This window comes from Lactobacillus sp. B4007 (assembly GCF_026535895.1).
In the GTDB taxonomy this organism is placed as follows: Bacteria; Bacillota; Bacilli; order Lactobacillales; family Lactobacillaceae; genus Lactobacillus; species Lactobacillus panisapium.
On the sequence record NZ_JAFNPA010000001.1, the window covers coordinates 426,941 to 448,668 of the forward strand.

A 21,728-nucleotide genomic window follows, 5' to 3' on the forward strand; every position below is an offset into this window, starting at 1 on the left:
TAACTTACTTGCCAAAATTTTTTCAACCTTAAAGCACTAGTTAATCAAGTTAAATTACAGTTTTATCAATGCCAATAATTATTCTTCTATCAATAATTTAGCCATAATAAAAACCTCGAAGTTGTCTTAACTTCGGGGTTCATATCAAATATCTACTCACTCTTCTTTTAATTTGCTAATAGGTCACCTGGATACTTACCAATTAGAAGTATCGGTGTTTCTGATATATCTTTATGCTTTAAATAACGCTTTAATTGTTTAATTGAAGTATCAGCTATTTGCTTATTCTTACCAGTTAATTCGCTAGCTACCGTTTGCGCTTGCTCTAATAAAGCCGAAGTAGGTTCATTATTATCTTTAGCATCCATTACTTTTAGTTCAGCATTAATTAGTGGTTGTAAGTCCTTATTAAATAGATTTTTGTTATAAATACCATTCACGTAGTTCGTATAACCTTTATATTTACCATCCTTAGAAATCAAATCAACGGAAATGCTGTTTTTAATGGTTGTCAGCTTTCTGACCTTAAATAGTGTATGGTTTTTAACAAGCTTCTTTAATATCTTTCGGCTATATGATTTACCACCCTTGGCTGCTGTATTCTTATATAACACACCTTTAGCAGCATTAGGTAATACAAAAACATACCCAGCTTTAGCTAACTTCTTAGTCCAAGCTTTATTAGTTACAAGCTTAGGTTTTTCAATTTGTGCGGCTTGGACTGTAGTATTACTTGTGGTAGCCAACAGTTGTCCCGCCGATACTATCGTTAAAACAATTAAAACTTTAACTATTTTTTTCATATGCTTTCCTCACTAGTACCAATGATGTGCTTGCCAAAATGGTTTAGCTTTTACCCATGAACCATACCGATTTTTGACATATCTATCTGCAGTTTTTTCTTGATTTACTTTACTGTAATCTCCATTAAGGTAAGACTTAGTTAATTGAAAATGCCCATAGTACAGACCATTAGTTGCCGTATACCTATAGGTGGATTCATTATAAGCAATATAAGCAATCCATACTTTTGCCGATCTATTTGCACTGCTTAAATTATCATAATACTTACGTTTTATACTTGCTGGAATATTAGCATACGGGTTACCAGTAGAATTATAACCATAAGCTCTTAAAAGATCATTGTCAAAATTTAAAATGGTATTGCCGTTAACCGTGCCTTCACTATAATCATCAGCATTTTCAACATTTTGTGGTAAGTAAATTGGTGTTCCACTAAGGATCGGTGTATCAGGATCAAGATTATTATTAAGTTGCTCAACTACTGATAACTCAAGATTATTATTAAGTTGCTCAACTACTGATAACTCAAGATTATTGTTTTTAGCAATTTGTCTTAGTGATTGATCAGCTTTATTAGCAACCGGAGCCATATCATTCTTAGAAATCGAAGACAGTGCTGTCGACTTCGCTGATACAGTGCTAGTGGTCAGCATCATGGATGCTGGCACTGTTGCTAACATAATTGCAGAAGAACCTACTTCCAAAATTTTTTTAAATTACATTTTTACGCCTCGTTTATAAAAAGGTAATTATAAATTACATATTATCTTTAAAGCAATTATAACATAAATTTTATTTTTTATGTTTATTTAAATATCTACTAATCTAGCTTTACTTAATGTGCATTACGCGGATAGGCGGCCATATTTTCTGCATAGCAAATTTAGAAAAAATAAAATCCTAATTTCTTCATTATTGATAACAGACTTAGAAATATACATATAGGTATCAAAAAGTCTCAAAAGCTTTTTAACTCTTGAGACTTACTACAAAAATATAATTTAACAAACAGTAATGTCGTGAAATACATGTCCCTCAAATATTTTGTGGTTAACTTACAACCCATTTCTTATAAATTAATTTCCCAAAAGGCTAACGTCGCGTACTCTAATTTTAAAAATTGGCTTTATATCATAATTTACAACACAATGCTTATGATTAATTATTCCGTCATATTCAAGTATATTACCAGTACTTTGATTCTCACTAGTTATCTTAAAATGCCTGTCTTTACTTTGTTTCAATACATCATATGTTTTCTGATCATATGAATAATACCTAAGACTGCTTTCACTTTTAAAAGCGTTATAGGCTATTGTTTCTAAAGAAAAATGATATAAGTTGATACCCATATTTAGGATAAAATAAAATACAATAGCAGCTACAATAAATTTTTCAATCCGCTTAAAGAAATCCACGATTATTTCCTCATAATGCCATAATAATATTGATTATAACTATATTCTACATCAGTTAAATCTTTATCCAAATCTTCCTGTACTTGCTTTCTATGCTTTATCTATAATATTTTTAACAATAGTAAAACCCTCTAAATTTCTTTTTGTTTTCAATCTAGGGGGCTTACATTATAAATTTATAGTCAATTAAGAAACTGTAAATGCTTCTTGTAAAGACAATGTGCAGATTTTCGCTTTATGGAGGAAAAGTAGCGAACGATAATATTAAAACTAGATATTTTGAAAAATTGAAGGATCTAACAAACTAAAATACACGGCTCCAATTAAATATCGAAGTCGTGCGTTAGTTCTTGCTTAATAATAAAGTGTCTATTTTTTAGTTGCAATTAAATTTCAGGGTTTTAGTTTAGGCTAAGCAATATTTTGACAAAATTAACGCTTATCTAAAATTTGATATGCTCTAGATAGTAAGTTATCCAAATCTTTGTCACTAACATGGCCAACAATTCTACCATGTCGACCGAAAAAATCATAATTAGGCATGAAAAAAGTAATTACACTATCAGATACTCCACTATTAATGTCAGCAAAATGATAGTATAGCTCACCCTTATCTTTATTAAGGCCATGCGTGAGAGGCATACAGATAACTAATCCCGTTTTTTGATTATATGCATTATTTGATATAACTATTGCTGGTCTCTGAATATTGCCAGATTGAAAACTATGCCCACCTTCTTCTCGTCCTGCATGAGGTTCAGCATCTATCCAAATAATATCTCCTTGTTTGGGCGCTACCACGGTATGTTCTCCTTACCAATCTGCATCGTATCAGGATTGCCTACTTTTTTAATTTCTTTTTTAAAGTCAATATCGTCATATTCACCATTAAACCACGGATTAGAGTCAATAGCCTTATAGATTAAAGTGCCATTATTTTCTTGAGTCAATTCAAATCGTTGACCAAGTTTAACACCTGCCTTACTAGGAACCGTGAGAGCAGTAGAATTACCAACTTTTCTAACAACAAAGTTACCTAATTTCTTTTCCATTAATATTAACTCCCTAATTAACGTTAGTACAAGTATACACAATTTCTAAAAAAAATTGCAATTATATCTTTACAAAATCTAAGCAATATAGTCATAACATTTATTTAACATAATTTAATAAAGGCTATAGTCATTTTACACAAGATTATTTAAACCCCTATCTAATTTAACTATGATATTATAAACTGAGTATTATATTTTTCAGTTTTTATAATTATTATTTCGAAAGTTATTATGATTGATTATAGACAAAAAATAATAGACAAATTACAAACTCAATCTAAACTAAGTTTATCGACTTGTGAGTTTCAAGAAATTAATGATCTCAATCTAGATCAGTTTAATGCCATTGGATACATGGGTAATAAATTTTCTTATGTTTACTCCACTTATGATGGCAAGCTACTACATAAGATGTCAGTAATGGGAGATAAAAATCTGAGCCATGTAGAAAAAATTTTTAAAGACATAGAACAAACGTATCAAATAGCAAATTCGAAAGTTCTTATTTATATTAAAGAAGATGTTATGTTATATATGATCTGAGAAATCCTAATTTTATGTCTAAGTTCACTGCTCTCAACAGCATGGAAAATAATGGCTGTAAAATTATTAAATCAGCACAATATCATTGTAGATTCGGATTCAAAATACCTACCAATCTTGTTTTAAAAGATTCCGATAGAAAAAGCATATATAATTTATATAAGCATAGATGTGTATATTGTAATAAAAAATTACGTAAAGATGATTTTCAAATAGATCACATTGTTCCTAAGAATGAAGGCGGCAATAACTATTACAAAAATTGGGCTTTGACATGTGAAGAGTGCAATGAAGATAAAAATAATTTGATTTTTTCCTGGGATAGAAACAGTTTGGCTTTTAAAGGTAAAATGTATCTAATAAAGCTAACAAATAACTATCATTTTTATAAAATAAAAATTGGTAATGACTATAGACTAGTTAGAAAGCCAAAAAATTTTGATTTTAAAGTATACTTTACGATATACAAAAAAGTGAATAATAATATATATGTCAACAGAGATAATATAGACAGTGGTTATCAATTTATCATAAATATTACTAACTCAATTGACCTTGAGGAAATTACTGAAAATGGGAAAAAGATTGATAATAAAACAATTGAAAATATATTAGTCACCCGAAGAATAAATAAATGTAGTACAAATAAAATTGATGATTGGCTTAAGTAGTAGAAACTATTGCTATTAACCTATCTAAGAATTGGTAGTTTTTTAAAGCTAAACACAAATAAAGTCTGGCAAAGGCTATTTAAACCTTTGTCAGACCTTTACTGTACTTTGATTAATCTCCTTTTAAATTTAAATCTAAAAAGTGCAATGGTTGAAGTTAACTCTAGACTCTTTAGACTTTATTATTTTTTTATCGACTAATTTGTTTTATCTTGGTGGGCTTGTTTTTCTGCATCTTGGGCAGTGTTGCTTGGCTTTAACTTAATCCCGTAAACGAACTTTACTTCGCTACTTTTAACATAAGCATCGCCAACATCAATTTTTGAGCAGATTTTTAATTCTTTATATTAAATAACCAGTTGTTTTCAATACTATGTTTTAGTGGTTTTATCTTTTATTACTGTTTACTTCAAACGCATAGCCTACTTTAGGAATTGCTACTTTAGCAGACTGGCTGATTTTTTTACCAGTTTGGTCTTGACGAATAGTAAAATGCCCTGTTTTGCCTTTGAGCAGGCCAGCAGGAAAAACTACTTGCGTTTTTTCTGAATCAGCCGTAACAGCATACATTTTGTGGTTATTGTAGTAAAAATTCAGTGTACAGCCCTTGTTTGTTGCTATTTCATAAGTAACACTTTCTTTTGTTCGATTGCCTTTAACAGCGCACGGCACAGGTGCAGCATAATCTTTACTGGTGAGTTTTACCTTGGTAGTTGCTTTCTTGTTAGCTTTATTTATACCATACAGAGTGAAATTCTTGTAACCTTTAAATTTAAGGTTAGCGGCAAAATTGCCTGATTTATTAACTTTAGCTGTTTTAACATTTTGCTTATTATAAAATATTTTTACTTTCTTTAGTCCGTTAGCTTCACCAGTTAACTTTACTTGATTTTTATTATTATCATAAAGTGCATGAATATTTCTTAATTTGGGAACAGCTTTAACATAGGTAGTAACTGTTATAATGTCGTTTGTATCGTTAATTTCTTCCGCGCTGAATAAGGCTGGTGTAGAATATATCGCATTCATACCTCTAATATCGCAAGATTGAATACTATAAAATCGATTTGATGGATTCATCACTGATATACTATCAGAGGCATTGTGATCCAACCCCAATGCGTGTCCTAGTTCATGTTCCGCTACATTAACTCGTTCACTCTTTGAATAATTATAATATGAAAGAGCAGCTCTATTTAATAGAACCTCATTACTAACAATTTGACCAGTACTAGTATTATATGAAGTATGAGTAACACCTGTTATTTCCAATTCATTTGATCCATCATAGCTACTTACAGTAGTTTTAGAATTATTTGCAGCTTTTTTCCAATAAAATCCATTATTGCTCCATGCGTTAGTAGCTGCATTCCAAACATCTTTATAATAACTTGATGTTGATAAATCATAATAATATGCATTGGAATATTTATATCGCCAAGGATTAGCAGGGGTAGTATAAATGGTTGCTGCATTAACTTGAGATATTTCAACAACACTACTACTAATAATTCCTAGTCCTATTATTGCTATACAAAAAGATGATAATATATTTATTTTTATTTTCATTTTCATAAGACTCATCTCTTTCTAATCAATTTATCAAACCAAACTATACCTTTTATTATAAAGAAATCGCTTTCGAAAATTATTATAGTAAATTTACTAAAAAATTCAAACCGAAAATTTTATAGCTGTATCAACCAATGGTAGTATCATTAATAATAGAGAATATGCTAAATTAGGTAGATTTCTAATGGTAATAGCATGAACTGTCAGCAACATGAAATCGATCAAAATTGTAATTGCTGCAGTTATGAATGCCAATATTCTCCACCCTTTGTTTAACCACAACGTATTTTTAGTATTAAAAATTATTTTGTGATTTTCCATTTATATTATTTTTAAAGTTTGCCCTAAGCAAATCTGCCTTTGCTTATGCTGTATCCATCTTATTCGCATAACTATTATGACTTTAAAGCACTACTTTATCTCGGTTAACTTATTATTTTCTAGTACCCAATGCCGAAAGCCCAAGTCTTTTGCCCGCTGGTAATTAATGTGATGTGAAATCATAATGACCGTTTTATTAATGCTTGCAAGCATTTTTTCCACCTGTAAAGCATTTGCCGGGTCAAGGTTAGCGTCTATTTCATCGGCTAAAATTATTTGTCGGTTAAACACTAATGCACGAGCAATTTCCAGTCGCTCGCACTGTCCGCCAGATAAGTTGCAACCATTGCCTTGGCAAACATACTCTAAAGGCTGACCACCAAGCTCTTGATCAAGGCCCACTTCCCTTAAGCAGGTTATTAACAGTTCATCAGGGAACATTAAACCTAAACTTAAATTGAAGCGTATTGTTTCATTAAAAATATAGGGGCTTTGCTGAATTAAAGCAAAGTACGCGGGATTAATCTCAGGTTGAGCTTGACCATCGACGCGATAAGCCAGCTTCCCTTCAGCTGGGTGCAAAGTTCCCATAATTAAGTTAAAAATAGTGCTTTTGCCAGCTCCCGAAGCGCCAGTTAACAAAATCTTATCACCCTGATTGATTATAAACTGGGCATGATCAAGAATCGTTTTCTTTCCAAAAGAAAACGTTATTCCTTCTCCTGCTATTTTATTTATCGTCGCCTTATCACTTGTAATTTGTGGCTTTTCCTCAACAACTCGTTTAGAAAGAACATTATTAATTGATTTTCTGAGCGCAATTGTTGTTTTGATCGTTGCAAAATCGTTAATTGCTTCTCTTAATGGCTGCATGACCTGCCCACTAGCCAAGTAAATAGATAAAATAATTGAAGAAGTCACACTTTGCTGGTCGATCATTAAATAAAAGCCAAAGCCAACTGGTAAAAACAAAGCAATTAGAGAGCAAAGCCAGGAAATTATTTGCACGTTCATTCTGCCATTATTCAAAGATTGGTAGGAACGTTCAGTTGTAGCCAACTGGTCGTTGATTTTTTGATCAATTGGCTCAAAGGCGCCATAACGCAAGATTGTCTCCCTACCGCCCAATAAATCACGCATCTTTTCAACAAATTTACCATTATTTTTCGACCAAACGGCTGAGCGCACTGATAGCAGTGGTTGAAAAAGCCTTGGTACAAATAATTGGGGCAGTGCAAAAACAATAAAGACAATACCTAAAGTCACATTAAGCCGCAAAATAAAAATTGTTGAAAAAAGTGACATACATAGATCAGCAACCACCTCAACTAATAAATTAAAATAATTTGTTTCAATTAACTTAAAGTCGTTAATTAAAGTTGAAAGTTCCGTATTAGTATCAATTCGTTCAAAAGTGGCCTTTTTGATATAGTCAGATTTCAGTTGTGTATTGAGCAAATAAATGATTCGGTTCTGAATTCGAGTGTGTAACCAAATGGCAACGTAAACCACAGAATAAGCTAGAACTGAAATACAAATGAACTGAATAAATTTCTCAACTGAACTATTTTGAGTGAAATTCGGTAAGTAACCAATAACAGCTGAATTCACTACACCTTCAAAAGAACTTACTAATAAGGTAATAAATAGGATGATAAGCAAGCTTTTGGGAATAATTGCGATCATTTTTTTAATTCCCATTATTGATTTCCTCCAGCAATATATATAAAATTTTCTTTCATTATATTTTAATTTTTTATCAATATAATTTACTTTTATATAAAAGTCAAACAATACTGTAAAATATTTTTTTCTTACAAAGTGTATCTTAATATAATATATTATTATATAAGCAATATACAATCATGCTATATTAGATAAATTTTTAAATAAAAATAGTCTAGCTTTTTCTCTAGACTATTTAGACTTTATTATTTTTTTATTGACTAATTTGTTTTATCTTGGTGGGCTTGCTTTTCTGCATCTTGGGCAGTGTTGCTTGGCTTTAACTTAATCCCGTAAACGAACTTTACTTCGCTACTTTTAACATAAGCGTCGCCAACATCAATTTTTTCGTTAACATCTGGCTGAGTAGCATAGAATTGATGACCTTTAAGGTGATAGAATAATTCTGCCTTATTTTCAGCAGGCACCCAAAGATATAGCAGCTTATCTACTTTAATGAATCCACCCTGTTTTCTGATTCTTTGACCGTGATGGTCTTGCATAGTGCCGTCTGCATTATAAACATCTACGTCTTTAGTAAACTTGATGTACGAAAAAGTCTCATTATCATAGTCATGAACAGGTAATTTCTTGGCCGCCTTAACATCTACTCCCCAAAGCCAATCATGGGTGCCTTTAATACGATAAATTGTCCCATTTGGCACAGCCGTGCTGATTGCATCAGCACGGCTACCTTCTTCACAACGATCGACTTTGAATTTTGTTCCCTTTTTAGCGTGCTTTATAACTCTAATCATACCGTTATCTTCATAAATTGGCGTACCTAGAGTAAAGGTGACCGTTACTGTGGTTTCTTCAGTACTTGAGCCAGTTATCGCTCCTAAATTTTGCGCTTTGATATATTGCTTTTTTGGACCACCGATGCGGTAATATAATAGACCATTTTTAAATTGATAGGCACCGCCATAGGTAGTTACCGTACTGCCAGCTTTGATGACTTTTGGTTCAGCTTTACGCGTGCTAGAAGCATAAACATACGAATTATGGTTTACTTTACGCTTTACACCGTCAATATTATTAGCTTTTAGGTATTGCTTTTTATTTTTTACTTTATAGTAAGGAGCATGCGGCTCAGTTCCAATAATTATCGGCTGATCATCAAGAATAACTTTGGAATAAGCATGGTATTTCCCTTTAACTTTTTTGCCTTCCTTAGAATAGGCCTGAGCATCATGCATAATTGTCTTGGAAATAGAATGACTTGCAGCATGAACTGAATTTAGTTGGCTGCTTGGACCAAAAGAAATGGCGCACAGTGCTGCAACTATCAAATATTTAACTTTTTGCTTCATAATTAGTTGCCCCTTTTTACTCAACTTTAATAGTACATTTTTATTATATGTAGTTTTTGAGTTGATTAAAATGGAAAAAGAATAATATTGATAAAATAGATAACGATTTTAACGTAATGAGCTTCTCGAAGCCGATTTGATTATTAACAAATCGCTCGGCAGAGTGAGAAGTTCACTAATTTTGCCAACCAAATTAATTGCACTATTGACATTAAAATATACCAATCATTTTTCTGCTTTTATTTCTATTATTGCCCCATTTAAATTAATTGAAATTTTGCTGTGTAACTACTATTACATAGCATATTTATGGCATGCTTAATGCGTCCAAATACTTCTTTAGATATTTTTTTCGATCTTTCGGGTTATATTGTGTAATAAAGCGTGGATGCTCCAAAGGGATTATTTTTCTAAAGAACTGAAAATTATTATTAATCTTTTTCAATTCTTTATAATTATCTCCACAACCGATGCAATAACAAATTGAGGTATCTATACCAAAATTTATTTGAAGTTGAATTGATTTAATAATAAATGGCATTAGTAATTGTTCAACTTGCTTGTTTTCATAGTAATTACAATTAACCTCATTACCTCTTGAATTAATTTTGCTCAATCCTAAAGGAAAAACAAAGCCTAAATAAAAGTGTTTATAAAATTGTTCAGTTCCACCATAATTATCTATAACTTCATGTAAAAAATCCGAAGAGGCCTTGCTAACATGATAATTTTTAATATAATATCCAGTCAACTCTTGTAAACGATTCATATCCTCAAATGGAATACCAGTAATTGCAGTTCCTCTCCTTGCTGGAGAGCTTCCTAATATTAAGCGACGCTTAATATTATCATCGAAATATATTTTGTAAAAAGAATTAGATATTTTACGGACTAAATTTCCTTCTTTTCCTTTGTATGGGTTAATCAATTTAAAAGGGCTAGGTAATTCAATAGACAATTTCCCTAATTTTTCGTTAAATTTAATTATTTTTGTATAATAAGGTTGGTTCATAGTTTTTCTATTATCAATATTGATTTGTTTGATTGCTGTATAAGTTGGAATTTCTTAAAGTATTACTTTTATCAAGTTTGCTTAAATATTATAAAAAGTTATTGACAAAGCTTTTTCGGTTACTGATTTTTTAGAATTCTATATTACACGTTTTTAATACCATTCTTATATACTCTTTTTTTATTTATTTCCATTTTTTTAACTATGTCTTCCCCTAAGTCACTATCAAGAATCTCTGAAATTCCCAATAAAAAGATTGCTACATCTGCTAATTCTTCATTTATATTTTCTTTATCCTCCTTATGCCATGCTTCAAAAAGTTCATTAGCCTCGCCATATAATCTAAGTAGTTCATATTCAACATCAGTTGTATTAAAACCATGTTTCTTTTTGTTTTCAATAATAGCCTTTTGTATTTTTCTTGTATCAATTATCATATTACATCCCTCCAAGACAAAAACATTACCTACATTCAAGGCAGCGAAACCACTGCCCTTTGTCTGGTTAATAAAATTAGATATAGTATTGGTCATGCTCTAAAGCAGTTTCATCAAAATTAACTATTTTAAATACATAGTTCTCAAAAGAGTACATCCAATTATTATCATAGTCTTCAAAGTCTTTATAGGTTTTCGACCTTTTGATTGTTTCACTATCATCATCTTCGTCTATGTCTGATTCTGCTATAAACGGTTTTGAAGAAATGTTAAAATTCGCATGTATAGCTCCCAAAAGATTTAGTAAATTCAAAAAATCTTTTCCTGAGTTTACACAAACGGTTAAAGATTTGAAAGAATTATTATTTTCCCCAAGATAAGCTCTTGCTCTATTATAATCTTCAACAGACTCTGCCTTGTAATTGTCTATACTAGTTATATTTTCTTTAACAGTAACTGTCGGAGCTTGCTTTTTAAAAAAATCCATTAACACTCTTAATTTCGAAAATTTCTTATCATTCATTTTTTAATCATACCATTTAAAAGGACGTGTATGGAAACATGATTTTCCCTAAGAAGCAATCAATATTACCGCTTAAAACTGCATAACCATGTCGCCCACGCGTATAGGAGTGAGAATGCTGCCACCAAGCTTGGTATCGACCTATACCTCAGCTGATCTTAAGATGCTTACAGGATCGCGCCAATCCCAGTGGTTTTCAGGGGCAATTTCATCAGCATTAGCACGCCTACTCCTTTTAATTTTTGGTCGTTCACTTGCAGCTATTGAGCTATACAAAGTTGATTTCCCAGCTCCATTAACTCCTGCAAACATATAAAGGTCTATGCTCATCTGATAAAATCTTTACGATTAATTATCTGTTTCTGTCTTAATTGTAGCGCGCGGTCACGGATTGCTAGCCAAAAGTTGGTATCAACTTGATTATTCGAGTTGTCAATCATTTTGTTAATCTGATCATAGTCCACATTCTTAATGTCTTCTTCTAATTGCTTTGGACTAACCATTATTTTTACTCCTCTCTTATGGCCTGGACTTTACTAGTTACGACAATTATATCATTTAAAAGTATGTGTTCTAATATAATGTCTTGTTATACCGATTAACTTAACCATAGATTCAGCATATTTCTTATCTGAGTTGGTTATCAATCTTAATTAAAAACTCTATAATCGTAAACAACTATCTTTAAGTAAATAATCAACATAGTGAGCCCTACCATATTATTCACAAAACAATTAACAGTCATTTTATATCAACTGCTTTAAAAATTTGAGGATCTATCTCCTCATTTCTATGTGATACTACTATGACAGTTTCGACATGGCTAAGTAAATTATTCAAAATATCTTTAGCTGATTTAAGATCAATATTTGAAAAGCTTTCATCTAATAAGATTAGTTTACCTTTAGGATCAAGTATACGCGCTAAGGCAACTCTTTGCTGTTCTCCACCGGATAATGAATCTGGGTTCCAGCTATTATCAACTTTGTAGTTGTTCTTGACCTTTTCTAGTAATTTACCACTAATATTACGTCCTAATTTAATATTATAATCTATTGATTGTGGAAATATCGTAACGGTCTGCGGTACATAAACAATAATATTATTAATTACAGTTTGAGGTATCGTTTTAATATCAACCCCATTTAGAAGCACCTTACCTTTTTGAGGCTGTAATTGATTAGTTGCAAGTTTTAAAAGTGTACTTTTTCCACGACCTGATTTTCCATTTAGCTTATAAAAGTTATTTTTATTAAAAGTAAAAGAAAAATCGGTTAGTATCTGATTTTTTGAACCAGGGTAAGAAAAGGAAACATTTTCAAATGACAGGGATACAAACTCCTTGGGGAAGTCCATAGTAGCAAAACTTTGAGTATTACGCATGAGCTTCCTAGAAGGAACTAATTTAGCAAATTTTTCAAACAAACTAGTGGTTGATAATAACTGAGAAAAGTATTGATCAACAATATTAGTAGAATCAAAAACCTTTGTTGCTAATTCTGCAGTAGCCAATATGGCCCCTGCTGTTAACAAACCCTTGAAATGGAGATAGCCCGTAATACCAATAATTATTAATTGGCTTCCAATATTTATTACTCCAGTAACTATACCTATTATTGACCGCCTAACAGTATTTTTAACATTTGCTTGTTTTAGTAAGTTTGAACCTCTGCTAACTAATTTTTTTAATTCTCCTAAGACATTAAATGCATATAGAGTTTCATATCCATGTAATCCACTACTTGTAATTTTTAAAAATTGTTCATTCGCTTCTGAAACACCCTTAATTCCATTTGATAAATAATTTTTACAAATCTTGGGGACTATAATCATAATAATCACCAAAACAATAGCAGCAATAAAAAGCCAAATATTATAAGTATATAAAGCAAATAGGGAGAAAATTGCATTCCCAGAAAAACGGATAATCAGAAAAAAGGTATCAATGCCTTCTTTTTGTATCATGTTGGTATCGTTCTGTAAATAAGATTCATAATAATCAACAGGTTTGCTCTTAAATTCAGACTGTGTTAATTCAACAATATTATTGGTAACTTCTGCTCGAATATCATTTAACATATTTTGGGTTACGGTTTCTTGAACATAACTTTCAAGTAAAGAGATAATAAAGCTTGTAAACCACAAGGCGAAAATAATAAGGAGTGTTTTGCCGAAATATAATAGTTGCTTTCCAATTAAATAGTTAGCAAGTTGCGCCATTTTAGTAGCAGCATACACCTGTAATACTGAATTACATAATAAAAGAAAACATGTTAATAAAACTGCACCAAAATGTTTTTTAAAATATACCTTCATTGTCATTTCCTCGTCATTTTCTCGTGAGTCTTTATCAATTAGTGATTTGGCATTTTTTAAATGATGTACAGTCCCCCAACATGTAGTAATCTTGAAAACATCCTTTTTAAGTCATCAATACTAGCTACTTTCTTTTATCTCAATTTATCAATAAAATTATCTTATCGTTTTATTTTTTATTAGCTAATAGTGTTCTCAGCTAAATCGTTAATACATAAATAAAAATATTACATGTATTTTAATTTATTTAGTTCGTTGTCTATAAACCAATTGTTTTTATAATATTAAAACTTTCATCATTATGAAGCAATATATTATTTTGGTATCATGTATGCAATTTTGCCTGTAGTAAATTTTTAGTAAAAAAGGACTAATTCCAAACTTAATTAGGTAATTTCACAATTAGTAACTAATCATGAGTTATCTACTTTAAGAAACGGAATTTAGTCCCATTAATTATTTAAATGAATTAAATTACTTTTTTGCCTGATAGCGTGACTTACCATTCAAGTAAGTTTCGCTCAATGTCATATCAGGGTTCAAGACGATAAAGTCAGCAGGTTTATCAGGAGCAATTGAACCACATTTATCTAAGATATTTGCGCTTTTAGCTGGTACATATGACGCCATCATAATTGCTTCTTCTGGGGTGGCGGCATTCCAGTCAACCACATTCTTAATAGCGACATTTAACTGCAAGATACTACCAGCAAGGTTATCGCCGTCCTTAAGACGGGCCATGCCATCTTTGACGTAAACTGGCAATTCACCAAGCATATAGTCACCATCTGGCATCATTCCCGCTTCCATACAGTCAGTGATTAAACAAATATGTTCTGCACCCTTAATCTTAATTAATGACCGAACCAATTCTTTTTTCACGTGGTGCCCATCACAAATCAATTCATCAGTAACATTATGCAAGTCCATTGCCGCATTTGAAATTGATGAGTCATGGTGTGACGGATCAGGCATGCCATTGAAAGTGTGCGTAAACATGGTTGCACCAGCTTCAACACCAGCTTTAGCTTGTGCGTAAGTTGCACTTGAATGGCCCAAGGAAACGACAACGCCCTCTTTAACAACAGTACGAATGAATTCCTTCGCACCCTTTCTTTCAGGTGCAAGGGAAATTTTGTTAAGTAAGCCTTCTGATTGATCACGCCAGTCATTAAATTGCTTAATGCTTGGATCTAGCAAGTACTTCGGGTTCTCAGCACCAGCATGTTCTGCGGTAAAGTATGGGCCTTCAAAGTGCAGCCCCTGAATCTTAGCACCAGTTTCTTCACCCTTACGGGCACCGAACATTTGACAAATTCTAGTTAAAGTATTTTCGTCCGCAGTATAAGTAGTAGGCAACCAGCTAGTAACGCCTGAGCGCAAGAAGCCTTCAGACAAACGGTTAATGCCATCCCATTCGCTTACCATTACATCTTCTTTTAAAGAACCGTGAACATGCGTATCAACCAATCCGGGTGCAATCCATTTACCAGGATAATCAACAATCTTACCTGTTGGGGTTTCGTTTTCAGGGTAGTAAAAACCAAACTTACCATCATCTTGAACTTCAAGGTAACCGCCATCTTCAGTTACATTTTCAAGAAAAAACTTGTCAGCATGAATATAATACGTCATAATTTTTGCCTTTCACTTAAAAACTCGAACTTTGTCTTTATAAGTCCATTTTAGCTTAATGCACTGGTCATTACCAGTTGAATTACAAATAGTACGGAAAGTTTTGTTTTTTTAGTTATAATAGGTATAGGTAGACTATATAGGAAGCAAAATCATGATACAAGACACGCAAATAAATAGACATCAATTAGGGGCATTGACCGGTGCAAGTAAGTGCGATAACTATTATGAGTTGCACTTTGCAACTGGTGAAGTGGCACACTTCTACATTTTGGCCGATGGAATTTTTCGTCTAATCCTTGATCCCGAACAAAATTTCACTGAACAGCCAGCTTCATTTATTCAGCTAGCTAAATTTGATAACAATGCTTTTGAGCGTTCACAGGTACGGGCAACTAACGACTCATTAATTATTCACTCGGGTAATTACCAAGTTATTTTTTGGCAAAAGCCGGCTATTATGAGTATCTTCGATGAAACTTTGCACCGAACGAGAATGTCGCAATCTAGCCCATTAGAATTTGGTGCTGAGCAAACTAGCGAATTTTTAGTCCAAAATAAAAACGAATTTTACTTTGGTGGCGGTTTGCAAAACGGTTATTTTAGTCATAAAGGTCGGAAAATTCAAATTAAGCATGACCAGATCACAGGCGAAGGCGGGGTTGTCACGCAAGTCCCATTCTTCTGGTCCAACGCAGGCTATGGTGAATTACGTAATACTGTTCAAAGCGGTACATATGATTTTGGGCAGAAAAATCACAGCGTCACTACGTTGACACACCAAGATCAACTTTTTGACAATTTTTACCTGGTAGGCAACACCCCGCAGGAACTTCTTGCTAAATTTTATCAGCTAACCGGAAAACCTATCCTATTGCCTAAATATATGCTTGGCTTAGGACATCTAGGCAATTTTTGTACCACTCTTTGGCAGCCTAGTGCAGCATCAGTTCGCAACGCAACAAAAATTAACAATAATTTTTATCTGCGGACGAGCGATGAAAATTCTGCCTCGGGAAAAGCATCACTTAACGGTGAAGAAAATTATCACTTTTCAGCAAGGGCAATGATTGACCGTTATAAAGCCATGCACATCCCATTAAGCTGGTTTGTACCCAATTACGGCGTTCAAGCAACTAATGAGCAAGCTCTCGCCTTTTTTAACGACTATGCGTTAAATCAAGGCGTTCATCCCGGCTTATGGCATGAAGAAGACGCAACTTTACCAGCAAAAACCGCCTTTACTTACAGTAATAACCCCAACTTAACTGCTTCGGATACTGAGAAACTGAAAACAGAACTACAACGCAAGCGGCCACTGGTCTTAAGTAACTCCGGCTTTGCCGGTATACAAAAAGACGCCGCCATAATCTATGGTGATGTTGGGGGTAATTGGGAGAGTATCACCACTCAAGTTGCCGGTTTATTAGGCTCTAATTTGTCAGGACAACCACTTGCTGGAGCGGCAGTTGACGGCCTTTTAGGCGGTGGCAATGCGCAAATTAATGTTCGCGACTTCGAATGGAAAGCATTCACACCCCTTCTTTTCAACATTGATGACCAAGGTGACTTTAGCAAAACACCGTTTGCTTACAATCGGAAAATTACGGAAATTAACCGCGCCTATTTGCAGTTGCACAGCCGCCTGAAAAATTATTTATACACTCTTAATGCACATGCACGCGAAGGCAATCTTATCTTGCAGCCACTATTTATTGCTTTTCCAGATGAGCGGACTAATTACACCGAACAATTCGGTACCGAGTTCATGCTAGGTAACAATTTGCTAATTGCACCTATTACTAACGGCCGCGAAGATGAAGAGGGCAATTCCCGCAAGGACAATTTATACCTGCCGGGTAAGCACACAATGTGGATTGATCTTTTTACCGGCGAAAAATATGCTGGTGGTCGTGTTTACAATAACTTAACCTACCCAACCTGGCATTTGCCAGTCTTTGTCCGTGGTGGCAGTATCTTTGATTTTGGCAAGCGTGACTATGTCATTTATCCACAAGGAAACAGCCAGGCAGAAATTTACGACGATGATGGCTTAACCGATTTTGAACATAACTATTGCAAGACTCAGATTACCAGCAAGCTTGATGAGGAAAAGCTGACAGTTACTATTAATCCGGTTAAAGGCAAATACCCTGATCTGGAAGCAGAGCAAGGAACCAATTTAACTTTATTATGCGATTCTTATCCCGATAATGTTATTATTAAAATAAATGACCAAATTGTTCCGCTCCAGGTCTACGGCTCGCTTGATGCCTTTAACTTAGCGCACGAAGGAATTTTTTATAACACTAACTATTCCTTAGCTGAATTTGATCAATATCATGACCAAAAGCAAAAGGCTCTCCAAATTAAGCTTGCTAGCCGTGAAATTGCAACTACCAAAATTGAAGTGACGGTGCGTAACTTTACTTACAGCAGCAAAGTCATGGTTCATTCAATTACCAGTGGGATTATTCCCTCACCGAAACTTCCTTCAGTTGATTCCAGCAAAATCACAGCTCATTCATTTGAACTCGCTTGGTCACAAGCTGACGAAGTTCAAGTTGAAATTAACAATATCCTGTACGAAGGAATTAAGGGTAATAGTTTTACGTTCCATGAACTGACGCCTAATACCCGCTATATCATCCGAATGCGCTATGTTGTGGGCAATCGCGTATCAGAATGGTCTGATCTTTTCGGCGTAATTACTAAGCACGCAGCCGAGGACTATGCAATTCAGGAGATTACCGTTTCCAGCAACTGCGATAGCAAGCCGCACCATCCGCTCGCATACTTGACCGACCTCAAGATGGCCAGTGAATGGCAAACTGAGCAGAGTATTGCGCCGGATAAGCCTCTGGAATTAACTTTTACCTTTAATGATATTGAAAAGTTAAGTCGGATGACTTTTGTTCCCCGTAACATTGATCACGAAGGCGACCCAACAGATATCAGTGTTGCTGTTTCAACTGATGGTGAAAATTACAACTTGTATGCCGAGCACCTAAAATGGCGAGCCGACAGTAAAAATAAAGTAGTTGGCTTACGCGATGTGCGGGCAAAGGCCGTTCGTCTCACCATTTATCAAAGCTCCGGACCTTTGGTTGCCGCACGTGAAATCATTTTTTTCAGAGCTAAACGATAACTAAATAGCAGTAAAACAAAAAGAAGAGTCTGAGTAGAAACTAGCTCTTTGAATAAAGAAACAGGCAAAACACTGAAAAAAGTGTTTTGCCTGTTTTTACTTATAGATAATTTATTTAAACAATTCACTATGCGTACCTATTCCAGCTAGAAAAACTGTTTTTTGTGTAGGCACGTAAACTAATAAATGATCACCACTATGGCCATCAAAATGAAGCTCCAGAACAATTATTGTTGCTTGGGCATCATTTAGCTGCTTTTTGATTTGCTTTTTTATGTTATTTAAGCCTTCTAAAGCATGTGGGTGAAAATAATCGGGTATTTTATGATCTTCAATTAAACAACGAATAATGAATTCCCACGGACTCCGTTCTTGTTTATCAAGTTCATAAGGAAGTGTCCCATTAAATACTGAATGCCATTTTGAGTCCTGTCTTCGTTTCTTTAGCTGTTTTTTAAATACCTTAGTATATTTGATTGCTTTCATCATTTATTTCTCAAGCTCCAGCTATTCATCTGAGTTGAGCATTTCTTCTAATTCTTCAAAACTATGAGCCTCTGGCAGCTTCTTTTTTCCAGTTAAATCATCGGTCACTTCTTGTAAAGAGTTGCTTAACTCTTGGTTAGGAAAAGAATAGTATTTAGGTAACCCATTGTTTGCTACAGTAGTAACTGTCATTCGAACAAATTCAGAAATAGTCAAACCATGATTAGCAAGTACTGCTTTTGCCTTATTTTTAGTTGCTGAATCAATTCTAGCTTCAATTCTATCCATATTTACCACCTCATTGTCATTGTACGCCAAAAGTCGTACAAAAGCCATTATATAGTTTTAATCAATGATATTAAGAAGCGCCACTTTTCTAATTTAGCAGTTCTAGAGAACTAATTTCTACTTATGAGATACTTAGTCATTCAACATATTTATTACAAAAAAACTCACATGGATCAAGGTAGAAGAATTAAAAGCTGTAATCAAGAAAAAGCAGAAAAAACACTAAAAAATGTTTTTTCCGCTTTATTTTAGTTTAAAGAGCTAGTTTCTTGCCAAACTCTTCTTTTTTGTCTCTAAAAACTTAGTAAGCTTAAAACCAGGTAGTCGAAGATAAAGCAATATCTTCATTTTTATCTGGCTGATTTAACTTAGTAAGCAAGTCAATGCCCTCCTTAGATAGCGTCATGCTTCGAGCAAGCTCACTTAATTTGATTAATAGCCTGCTTCGTACCTGATACTCATTTTCATGTTGCTTTAATTGCGAAATTGCGGCAGTAATTAAAGCTTGTTCATTTTTCTTGGGTAAGTTCTGCTTTTCTAATAACTTCAGTAAATCCATTTTTACTACCATCTTTTCGGTAACTAATAACATAGTATTTTAGGACTAGTTCGCCCTAATCATAGTAATTTTAATTTTAATATATAACCAAAATTCTATCATGATTTCAAGCTAATGATTCATCAAAAAATTAACTCTTGAACTTAATCGTTTGAATTTCTTGTCCGTGTTCAACTTTACCGGGTGAAATTGATGAAACAGAATCAATAATATCCATATTAGTATAAACAATAATCACCGTATCATCATAATTTGCTCCGGTAATTACCACTGTGTCCATCTCAGCCAGCGGGGCACCTTGTTTAACTGAATCACCCTCTTGGACAAAGACATTAAAAGGTTTTCCCTTTAATTCAACCGTATCAATCCCCAAATGAACCAATATTTCCAAATTATTTTTTGCCGTGATTCCGATAGCATGCTTGGTGGGAAAAACGGTAGTAATTTTACCTGCAATTGGAGCATAAATTTTCCCATCTGTTGGCTTAATCGCAAAGCCGTCTCCTAACATTTTAGTCGAAAACACTTCATCCTTGACTTCTGTGAGTGGCAACAATTCGCCGTCTGCCGCCGCACTTACCGTAAAATCTTTCTTTTTAAATAAATTAAACATTTGTTATCACCTTTTACTTCTTACTACTTAACCAAATGGTCAAAATTAAACACAAGCCAAATATAAGCAGAAAAATTACTGAAGCTCCCCGAATCAGTTTATTATTACTCTGCTCTTTCTGGTTTATACCATTTGTGCGAACAAGTCCACCCATAGCCAATAATACGCAAATAAAATTACCCGCCATGATTTGACCAATTGCCTGGCACAGCATAAAAAAGCGGTAAGTAGGTAAATCGGCTAAAATTTTTTCCTTATTTAGCCACAAATAATAACCAAAGATAAAGTTGATAATCATCATAATCATGTCAACCGCAATTATCGGAGTTGCCGTTAAGATCGCGGCTAAACTTTGTGCAGTTAAACTGGCTTCATAAGCAACAAAGCCGGCAAAAAATAGCGGTATGATAATTAAAGCAGCAATATAAGTGTTTAAAATTTTGCTGGTATCTAAATGTGCTCTATCTAAAAGTTTAATAACAAAATTGTTCGTTTTACTTATCATTTTGTTCACTTTTTTCTTTCCGCCAAATATCAAACTTATTTACCAAAAAATCAACTAATGAATAAGCCATAATAAATGAGGCATTTTTGGTAGTAGTAAATTTAATTGTAGGATAGTAAAAATTATAATCAGAAAGCGAAGCAAGTTCGTTCTGCTTTAAGTCCGTGAAAGAAACGTAACGTAACTTATTATTAACTAATTCAAACTTCGTTAGTTCGTCATTAATTTCTTTATTATCGCCTGTGTATGAAATAATAAACAGCATATCCCCTTTTTGCGCAATTTTACCCACCATTTCCAACTCGCTAATCGCGGCAGGCAGTACAATCGAAGAAATACCAAAAAGTAACAATTCATGCGATAAATAATTGGATAACATTTGCTGAATCCAGCCTGTTGAATAAATATAAACGTTACTAGCATTGCTTAGCTCAGTATAAAATCTGGCCAAGTCAAGCGAGTCAAAATATTTACGTAAATTCTCAGTTTCTTTTTCCAGATCTGCTCCAAAGTTATTGGCAAAGTTCATTTTATTGTTATTCTGCTCATTTTCTAAGCAAACCTCATTTAAATAAAATTTTAATTCGGTATAGCCACTTAAACCAAGATGCTTACACAAACGAAAAATTGCCGATCTCGAAACATACAATTTTTCTGCTAATTCGGAAAGACTCAATTTCTTACACAATTTAGCATTGTCTAGAACAAATTGAATGATCCGTATTTCAGAATCATTCAACTTGCTACTATTTTGATAAATTAGGGATTTTAATTTTGACATTAA

The 21,728-nt window shown here is 33.4% G+C and carries 24 protein-coding genes; 3 read left to right on the forward strand and 21 right to left on the reverse strand.

Going from position 1 to position 21,728, the window contains the following annotated elements:
* Window positions 1-167 precede the first annotated feature (167 nt).
* The 5 genes from J3U54_RS02060 to J3U54_RS02080 all read right to left on the reverse strand — a co-directional run bounded on the left by J3U54_RS02060 (window position 168) and on the right by J3U54_RS02080 (window position 3,274).
* Window positions 168-803 carry a hypothetical protein gene (locus J3U54_RS02060; protein WP_267384895.1) on the reverse strand — a complete coding sequence of 212 codons (636 nt, stop codon included), beginning with the start codon at window positions 801-803 and terminating at the stop codon, window positions 168-170.
* 12 nt (window positions 804-815) lie between these two features.
* Entirely contained in the window at window positions 816-1,484 is a 669-nt protein-coding gene (locus tag J3U54_RS02065) for a peptidoglycan-binding protein (protein WP_267384896.1), read from the reverse strand.
* A gap of 396 nt (window positions 1,485-1,880) precedes the next feature.
* Window positions 1,881-2,222 carry a hypothetical protein gene (locus tag J3U54_RS02070; RefSeq protein WP_103753163.1) on the reverse strand — a complete coding sequence of 114 codons (342 nt, stop codon included), beginning with the start codon at window positions 2,220-2,222 and terminating at the stop codon, window positions 1,881-1,883.
* A gap of 432 nt (window positions 2,223-2,654) precedes the next feature.
* Window positions 2,655-3,023 (reverse strand): type II toxin-antitoxin system PemK/MazF family toxin, encoded by a 369-nt coding sequence (locus J3U54_RS02075; RefSeq protein WP_103753162.1) that lies wholly within the window; start codon window positions 3,021-3,023, stop codon window positions 2,655-2,657.
* Window positions 3,017-3,274, reverse strand: coding sequence for a hypothetical protein (locus tag J3U54_RS02080; protein ID WP_267384898.1), 258 nt, complete (start codon window positions 3,272-3,274; stop codon window positions 3,017-3,019). The genes J3U54_RS02075 and J3U54_RS02080 overlap by 7 nt, the downstream gene beginning before the upstream one ends.
* Window positions 3,275-3,508: 234 nt before the next feature.
* Between J3U54_RS02080 and J3U54_RS02085 the strand changes: the two genes are divergently transcribed.
* Window positions 3,509-3,820, forward strand: a complete 312-nt coding sequence (locus J3U54_RS02085) for a hypothetical protein (RefSeq protein ID WP_267384899.1) — start codon at window positions 3,509-3,511, stop codon at window positions 3,818-3,820.
* Window positions 3,821-3,834: 14 nt separating this feature from the next.
* Window positions 3,835-4,491 carry an HNH endonuclease gene (locus J3U54_RS02090; protein WP_103753159.1) on the forward strand — a complete coding sequence of 219 codons (657 nt, stop codon included), beginning with the start codon at window positions 3,835-3,837 and terminating at the stop codon, window positions 4,489-4,491.
* A gap of 387 nt (window positions 4,492-4,878) precedes the next feature.
* Here J3U54_RS02090 and J3U54_RS02095 read toward each other — a convergent pair whose 3' ends face one another.
* The 10 genes from J3U54_RS02095 to nagA form a co-directional block, all read right to left on the reverse strand.
* Window positions 4,879-6,066 (reverse strand): matrixin family metalloprotease, encoded by a 1,188-nt coding sequence (locus tag J3U54_RS02095; RefSeq protein WP_267384901.1) that lies wholly within the window; start codon window positions 6,064-6,066, stop codon window positions 4,879-4,881.
* 408 nt (window positions 6,067-6,474) lie between these two features.
* Entirely contained in the window at window positions 6,475-8,085 is a 1,611-nt protein-coding gene (locus tag J3U54_RS02100; protein ID WP_103753165.1) for an ATP-binding cassette domain-containing protein, read from the reverse strand.
* A 245-nt stretch (window positions 8,086-8,330) separates the two neighbouring features.
* Window positions 8,331-9,422: an SLAP domain-containing protein gene (locus tag J3U54_RS02105; protein WP_267384902.1), complete on the reverse strand. Its 1,092-nt coding sequence runs from the start codon at window positions 9,420-9,422 to the stop codon at window positions 8,331-8,333.
* A 307-nt stretch (window positions 9,423-9,729) separates the two neighbouring features.
* The gene (locus J3U54_RS02110) at window positions 9,730-10,434 is read right to left on the reverse strand and encodes a uracil-DNA glycosylase family protein (protein WP_267384903.1); all 705 of its coding nucleotides are present in this window, start codon (window positions 10,432-10,434) and stop codon (window positions 9,730-9,732) included.
* A 143-nt stretch (window positions 10,435-10,577) separates the two neighbouring features.
* Window positions 10,578-10,871 (reverse strand): MazG nucleotide pyrophosphohydrolase domain-containing protein, encoded by a 294-nt coding sequence (locus J3U54_RS02115; protein WP_267384904.1) that lies wholly within the window; start codon window positions 10,869-10,871, stop codon window positions 10,578-10,580.
* Window positions 10,872-10,947: 76 nt separating this feature from the next.
* A complete protein-coding gene (locus J3U54_RS02120; RefSeq protein ID WP_267384905.1) occupies window positions 10,948-11,394 on the reverse strand; it encodes a hypothetical protein in 447 nt (148 codons plus the stop codon).
* Window positions 11,395-11,535: 141 nt separating this feature from the next.
* Window positions 11,536-11,724, reverse strand: a complete 189-nt coding sequence (locus J3U54_RS02125; RefSeq protein ID WP_267384906.1) for a hypothetical protein — start codon at window positions 11,722-11,724, stop codon at window positions 11,536-11,538.
* A complete protein-coding gene (locus tag J3U54_RS02130) occupies window positions 11,721-11,897 on the reverse strand; it encodes a hypothetical protein (RefSeq protein WP_267384907.1) in 177 nt (58 codons plus the stop codon). The genes J3U54_RS02125 and J3U54_RS02130 overlap by 4 nt, the downstream gene beginning before the upstream one ends.
* Before the next feature lie 238 nt (window positions 11,898-12,135).
* A complete protein-coding gene (locus J3U54_RS02135) occupies window positions 12,136-13,710 on the reverse strand; it encodes an ATP-binding cassette domain-containing protein (RefSeq protein WP_267384908.1) in 1,575 nt (524 codons plus the stop codon).
* 474 nt (window positions 13,711-14,184) lie between these two features.
* Complete coding sequence (gene nagA, locus J3U54_RS02140; protein WP_103752507.1) at window positions 14,185-15,345, reverse strand: N-acetylglucosamine-6-phosphate deacetylase; 1,161 nt, start codon at window positions 15,343-15,345, stop codon at window positions 14,185-14,187.
* Window positions 15,346-15,499: 154 nt separating this feature from the next.
* On the opposite strand from nagA, the gene J3U54_RS02145 reads away from it, so the two are divergent.
* Window positions 15,500-18,493 carry a TIM-barrel domain-containing protein gene (locus tag J3U54_RS02145; protein WP_267384910.1) on the forward strand — a complete coding sequence of 998 codons (2,994 nt, stop codon included), beginning with the start codon at window positions 15,500-15,502 and terminating at the stop codon, window positions 18,491-18,493.
* A gap of 111 nt (window positions 18,494-18,604) precedes the next feature.
* Here the strand turns inward: J3U54_RS02145 and J3U54_RS02150 are convergent, their stop codons facing one another.
* The 6 genes from J3U54_RS02150 to J3U54_RS02175 form a co-directional block, all read right to left on the reverse strand.
* A complete protein-coding gene (locus J3U54_RS02150; RefSeq protein WP_220268642.1) occupies window positions 18,605-18,982 on the reverse strand; it encodes a type II toxin-antitoxin system YafQ family toxin in 378 nt (125 codons plus the stop codon).
* Window positions 18,983-19,000: 18 nt separating this feature from the next.
* Complete coding sequence (locus tag J3U54_RS02155) at window positions 19,001-19,267, reverse strand: type II toxin-antitoxin system RelB/DinJ family antitoxin (RefSeq protein WP_220232435.1); 267 nt, start codon at window positions 19,265-19,267, stop codon at window positions 19,001-19,003.
* Window positions 19,268-19,577: 310 nt separating this feature from the next.
* Window positions 19,578-19,826 carry a hypothetical protein gene (locus J3U54_RS02160; protein WP_220234902.1) on the reverse strand — a complete coding sequence of 83 codons (249 nt, stop codon included), beginning with the start codon at window positions 19,824-19,826 and terminating at the stop codon, window positions 19,578-19,580.
* A 130-nt stretch (window positions 19,827-19,956) separates the two neighbouring features.
* Window positions 19,957-20,439: a PTS sugar transporter subunit IIA gene (locus J3U54_RS02165; RefSeq protein ID WP_267384913.1), complete on the reverse strand. Its 483-nt coding sequence runs from the start codon at window positions 20,437-20,439 to the stop codon at window positions 19,957-19,959.
* A 13-nt stretch (window positions 20,440-20,452) separates the two neighbouring features.
* Window positions 20,453-20,944, reverse strand: coding sequence for a hypothetical protein (locus tag J3U54_RS02170; RefSeq protein ID WP_267384914.1), 492 nt, complete (start codon window positions 20,942-20,944; stop codon window positions 20,453-20,455).
* Window positions 20,934-21,725, reverse strand: a complete 792-nt coding sequence (locus tag J3U54_RS02175) for a MurR/RpiR family transcriptional regulator (protein WP_220268646.1) — start codon at window positions 21,723-21,725, stop codon at window positions 20,934-20,936. The genes J3U54_RS02170 and J3U54_RS02175 overlap by 11 nt, the downstream gene beginning before the upstream one ends.
* Window positions 21,726-21,728: the final 3 nt, after the last annotated feature.

Excerpts from the sequence above, each read along its gene's own strand:
- J3U54_RS02060 (WP_267384895.1), bottom strand. The coding sequence starts at position 803 with ATGAAAAAAATAGTTAAAGTTTTAATTGTTTTAACGATAGTATCGGCG.
- J3U54_RS02065 (WP_267384896.1), bottom strand. The coding sequence starts at position 1,484 with ATGTTAGCAACAGTGCCAGCATCCATGATGCTGACCACTAGCACTGTA.
- J3U54_RS02080 (WP_267384898.1), bottom strand. The coding sequence starts at position 3,274 with ATGGAAAAGAAATTAGGTAACTTTGTTGTTAGAAAAGTTGGTAATTCT.
- J3U54_RS02085 (WP_267384899.1), top strand. The coding sequence starts at position 3,509 with ATGATTGATTATAGACAAAAAATAATAGACAAATTACAAACTCAATCT.
- J3U54_RS02090 (WP_103753159.1), top strand. The coding sequence starts at position 3,835 with ATGTCTAAGTTCACTGCTCTCAACAGCATGGAAAATAATGGCTGTAAA.
- J3U54_RS02095 (WP_267384901.1), bottom strand. The coding sequence starts at position 6,066 with ATGAAAATGAAAATAAAAATAAATATATTATCATCTTTTTGTATAGCA.
- J3U54_RS02100 (WP_103753165.1), bottom strand. The coding sequence starts at position 8,085 with ATGGGAATTAAAAAAATGATCGCAATTATTCCCAAAAGCTTGCTTATC.
- J3U54_RS02105 (WP_267384902.1), bottom strand. The coding sequence starts at position 9,422 with ATGAAGCAAAAAGTTAAATATTTGATAGTTGCAGCACTGTGCGCCATT.
- J3U54_RS02110 (WP_267384903.1), bottom strand. The coding sequence starts at position 10,434 with ATGAACCAACCTTATTATACAAAAATAATTAAATTTAACGAAAAATTA.
- J3U54_RS02115 (WP_267384904.1), bottom strand. The coding sequence starts at position 10,871 with ATGATAATTGATACAAGAAAAATACAAAAGGCTATTATTGAAAACAAA.
- J3U54_RS02120 (WP_267384905.1), bottom strand. The coding sequence starts at position 11,394 with ATGAATGATAAGAAATTTTCGAAATTAAGAGTGTTAATGGATTTTTTT.
- J3U54_RS02125 (WP_267384906.1), bottom strand. The coding sequence starts at position 11,724 with ATGAGCATAGACCTTTATATGTTTGCAGGAGTTAATGGAGCTGGGAAA.
- J3U54_RS02130 (WP_267384907.1), bottom strand. The coding sequence starts at position 11,897 with ATGGTTAGTCCAAAGCAATTAGAAGAAGACATTAAGAATGTGGACTAT.
- J3U54_RS02135 (WP_267384908.1), bottom strand. The coding sequence starts at position 13,710 with ATGAAGGTATATTTTAAAAAACATTTTGGTGCAGTTTTATTAACATGT.
- nagA (WP_103752507.1), bottom strand. The coding sequence starts at position 15,345 with ATGACGTATTATATTCATGCTGACAAGTTTTTTCTTGAAAATGTAACT.
- J3U54_RS02145 (WP_267384910.1), top strand. The coding sequence starts at position 15,500 with ATGATACAAGACACGCAAATAAATAGACATCAATTAGGGGCATTGACC.
- J3U54_RS02150 (WP_220268642.1), bottom strand. The coding sequence starts at position 18,982 with ATGATGAAAGCAATCAAATATACTAAGGTATTTAAAAAACAGCTAAAG.
- J3U54_RS02155 (WP_220232435.1), bottom strand. The coding sequence starts at position 19,267 with ATGGATAGAATTGAAGCTAGAATTGATTCAGCAACTAAAAATAAGGCA.
- J3U54_RS02160 (WP_220234902.1), bottom strand. The coding sequence starts at position 19,826 with ATGGATTTACTGAAGTTATTAGAAAAGCAGAACTTACCCAAGAAAAAT.
- J3U54_RS02165 (WP_267384913.1), bottom strand. The coding sequence starts at position 20,439 with ATGTTTAATTTATTTAAAAAGAAAGATTTTACGGTAAGTGCGGCGGCA.
- J3U54_RS02170 (WP_267384914.1), bottom strand. The coding sequence starts at position 20,944 with ATGATAAGTAAAACGAACAATTTTGTTATTAAACTTTTAGATAGAGCA.
- J3U54_RS02175 (WP_220268646.1), bottom strand. The coding sequence starts at position 21,725 with ATGTCAAAATTAAAATCCCTAATTTATCAAAATAGTAGCAAGTTGAAT.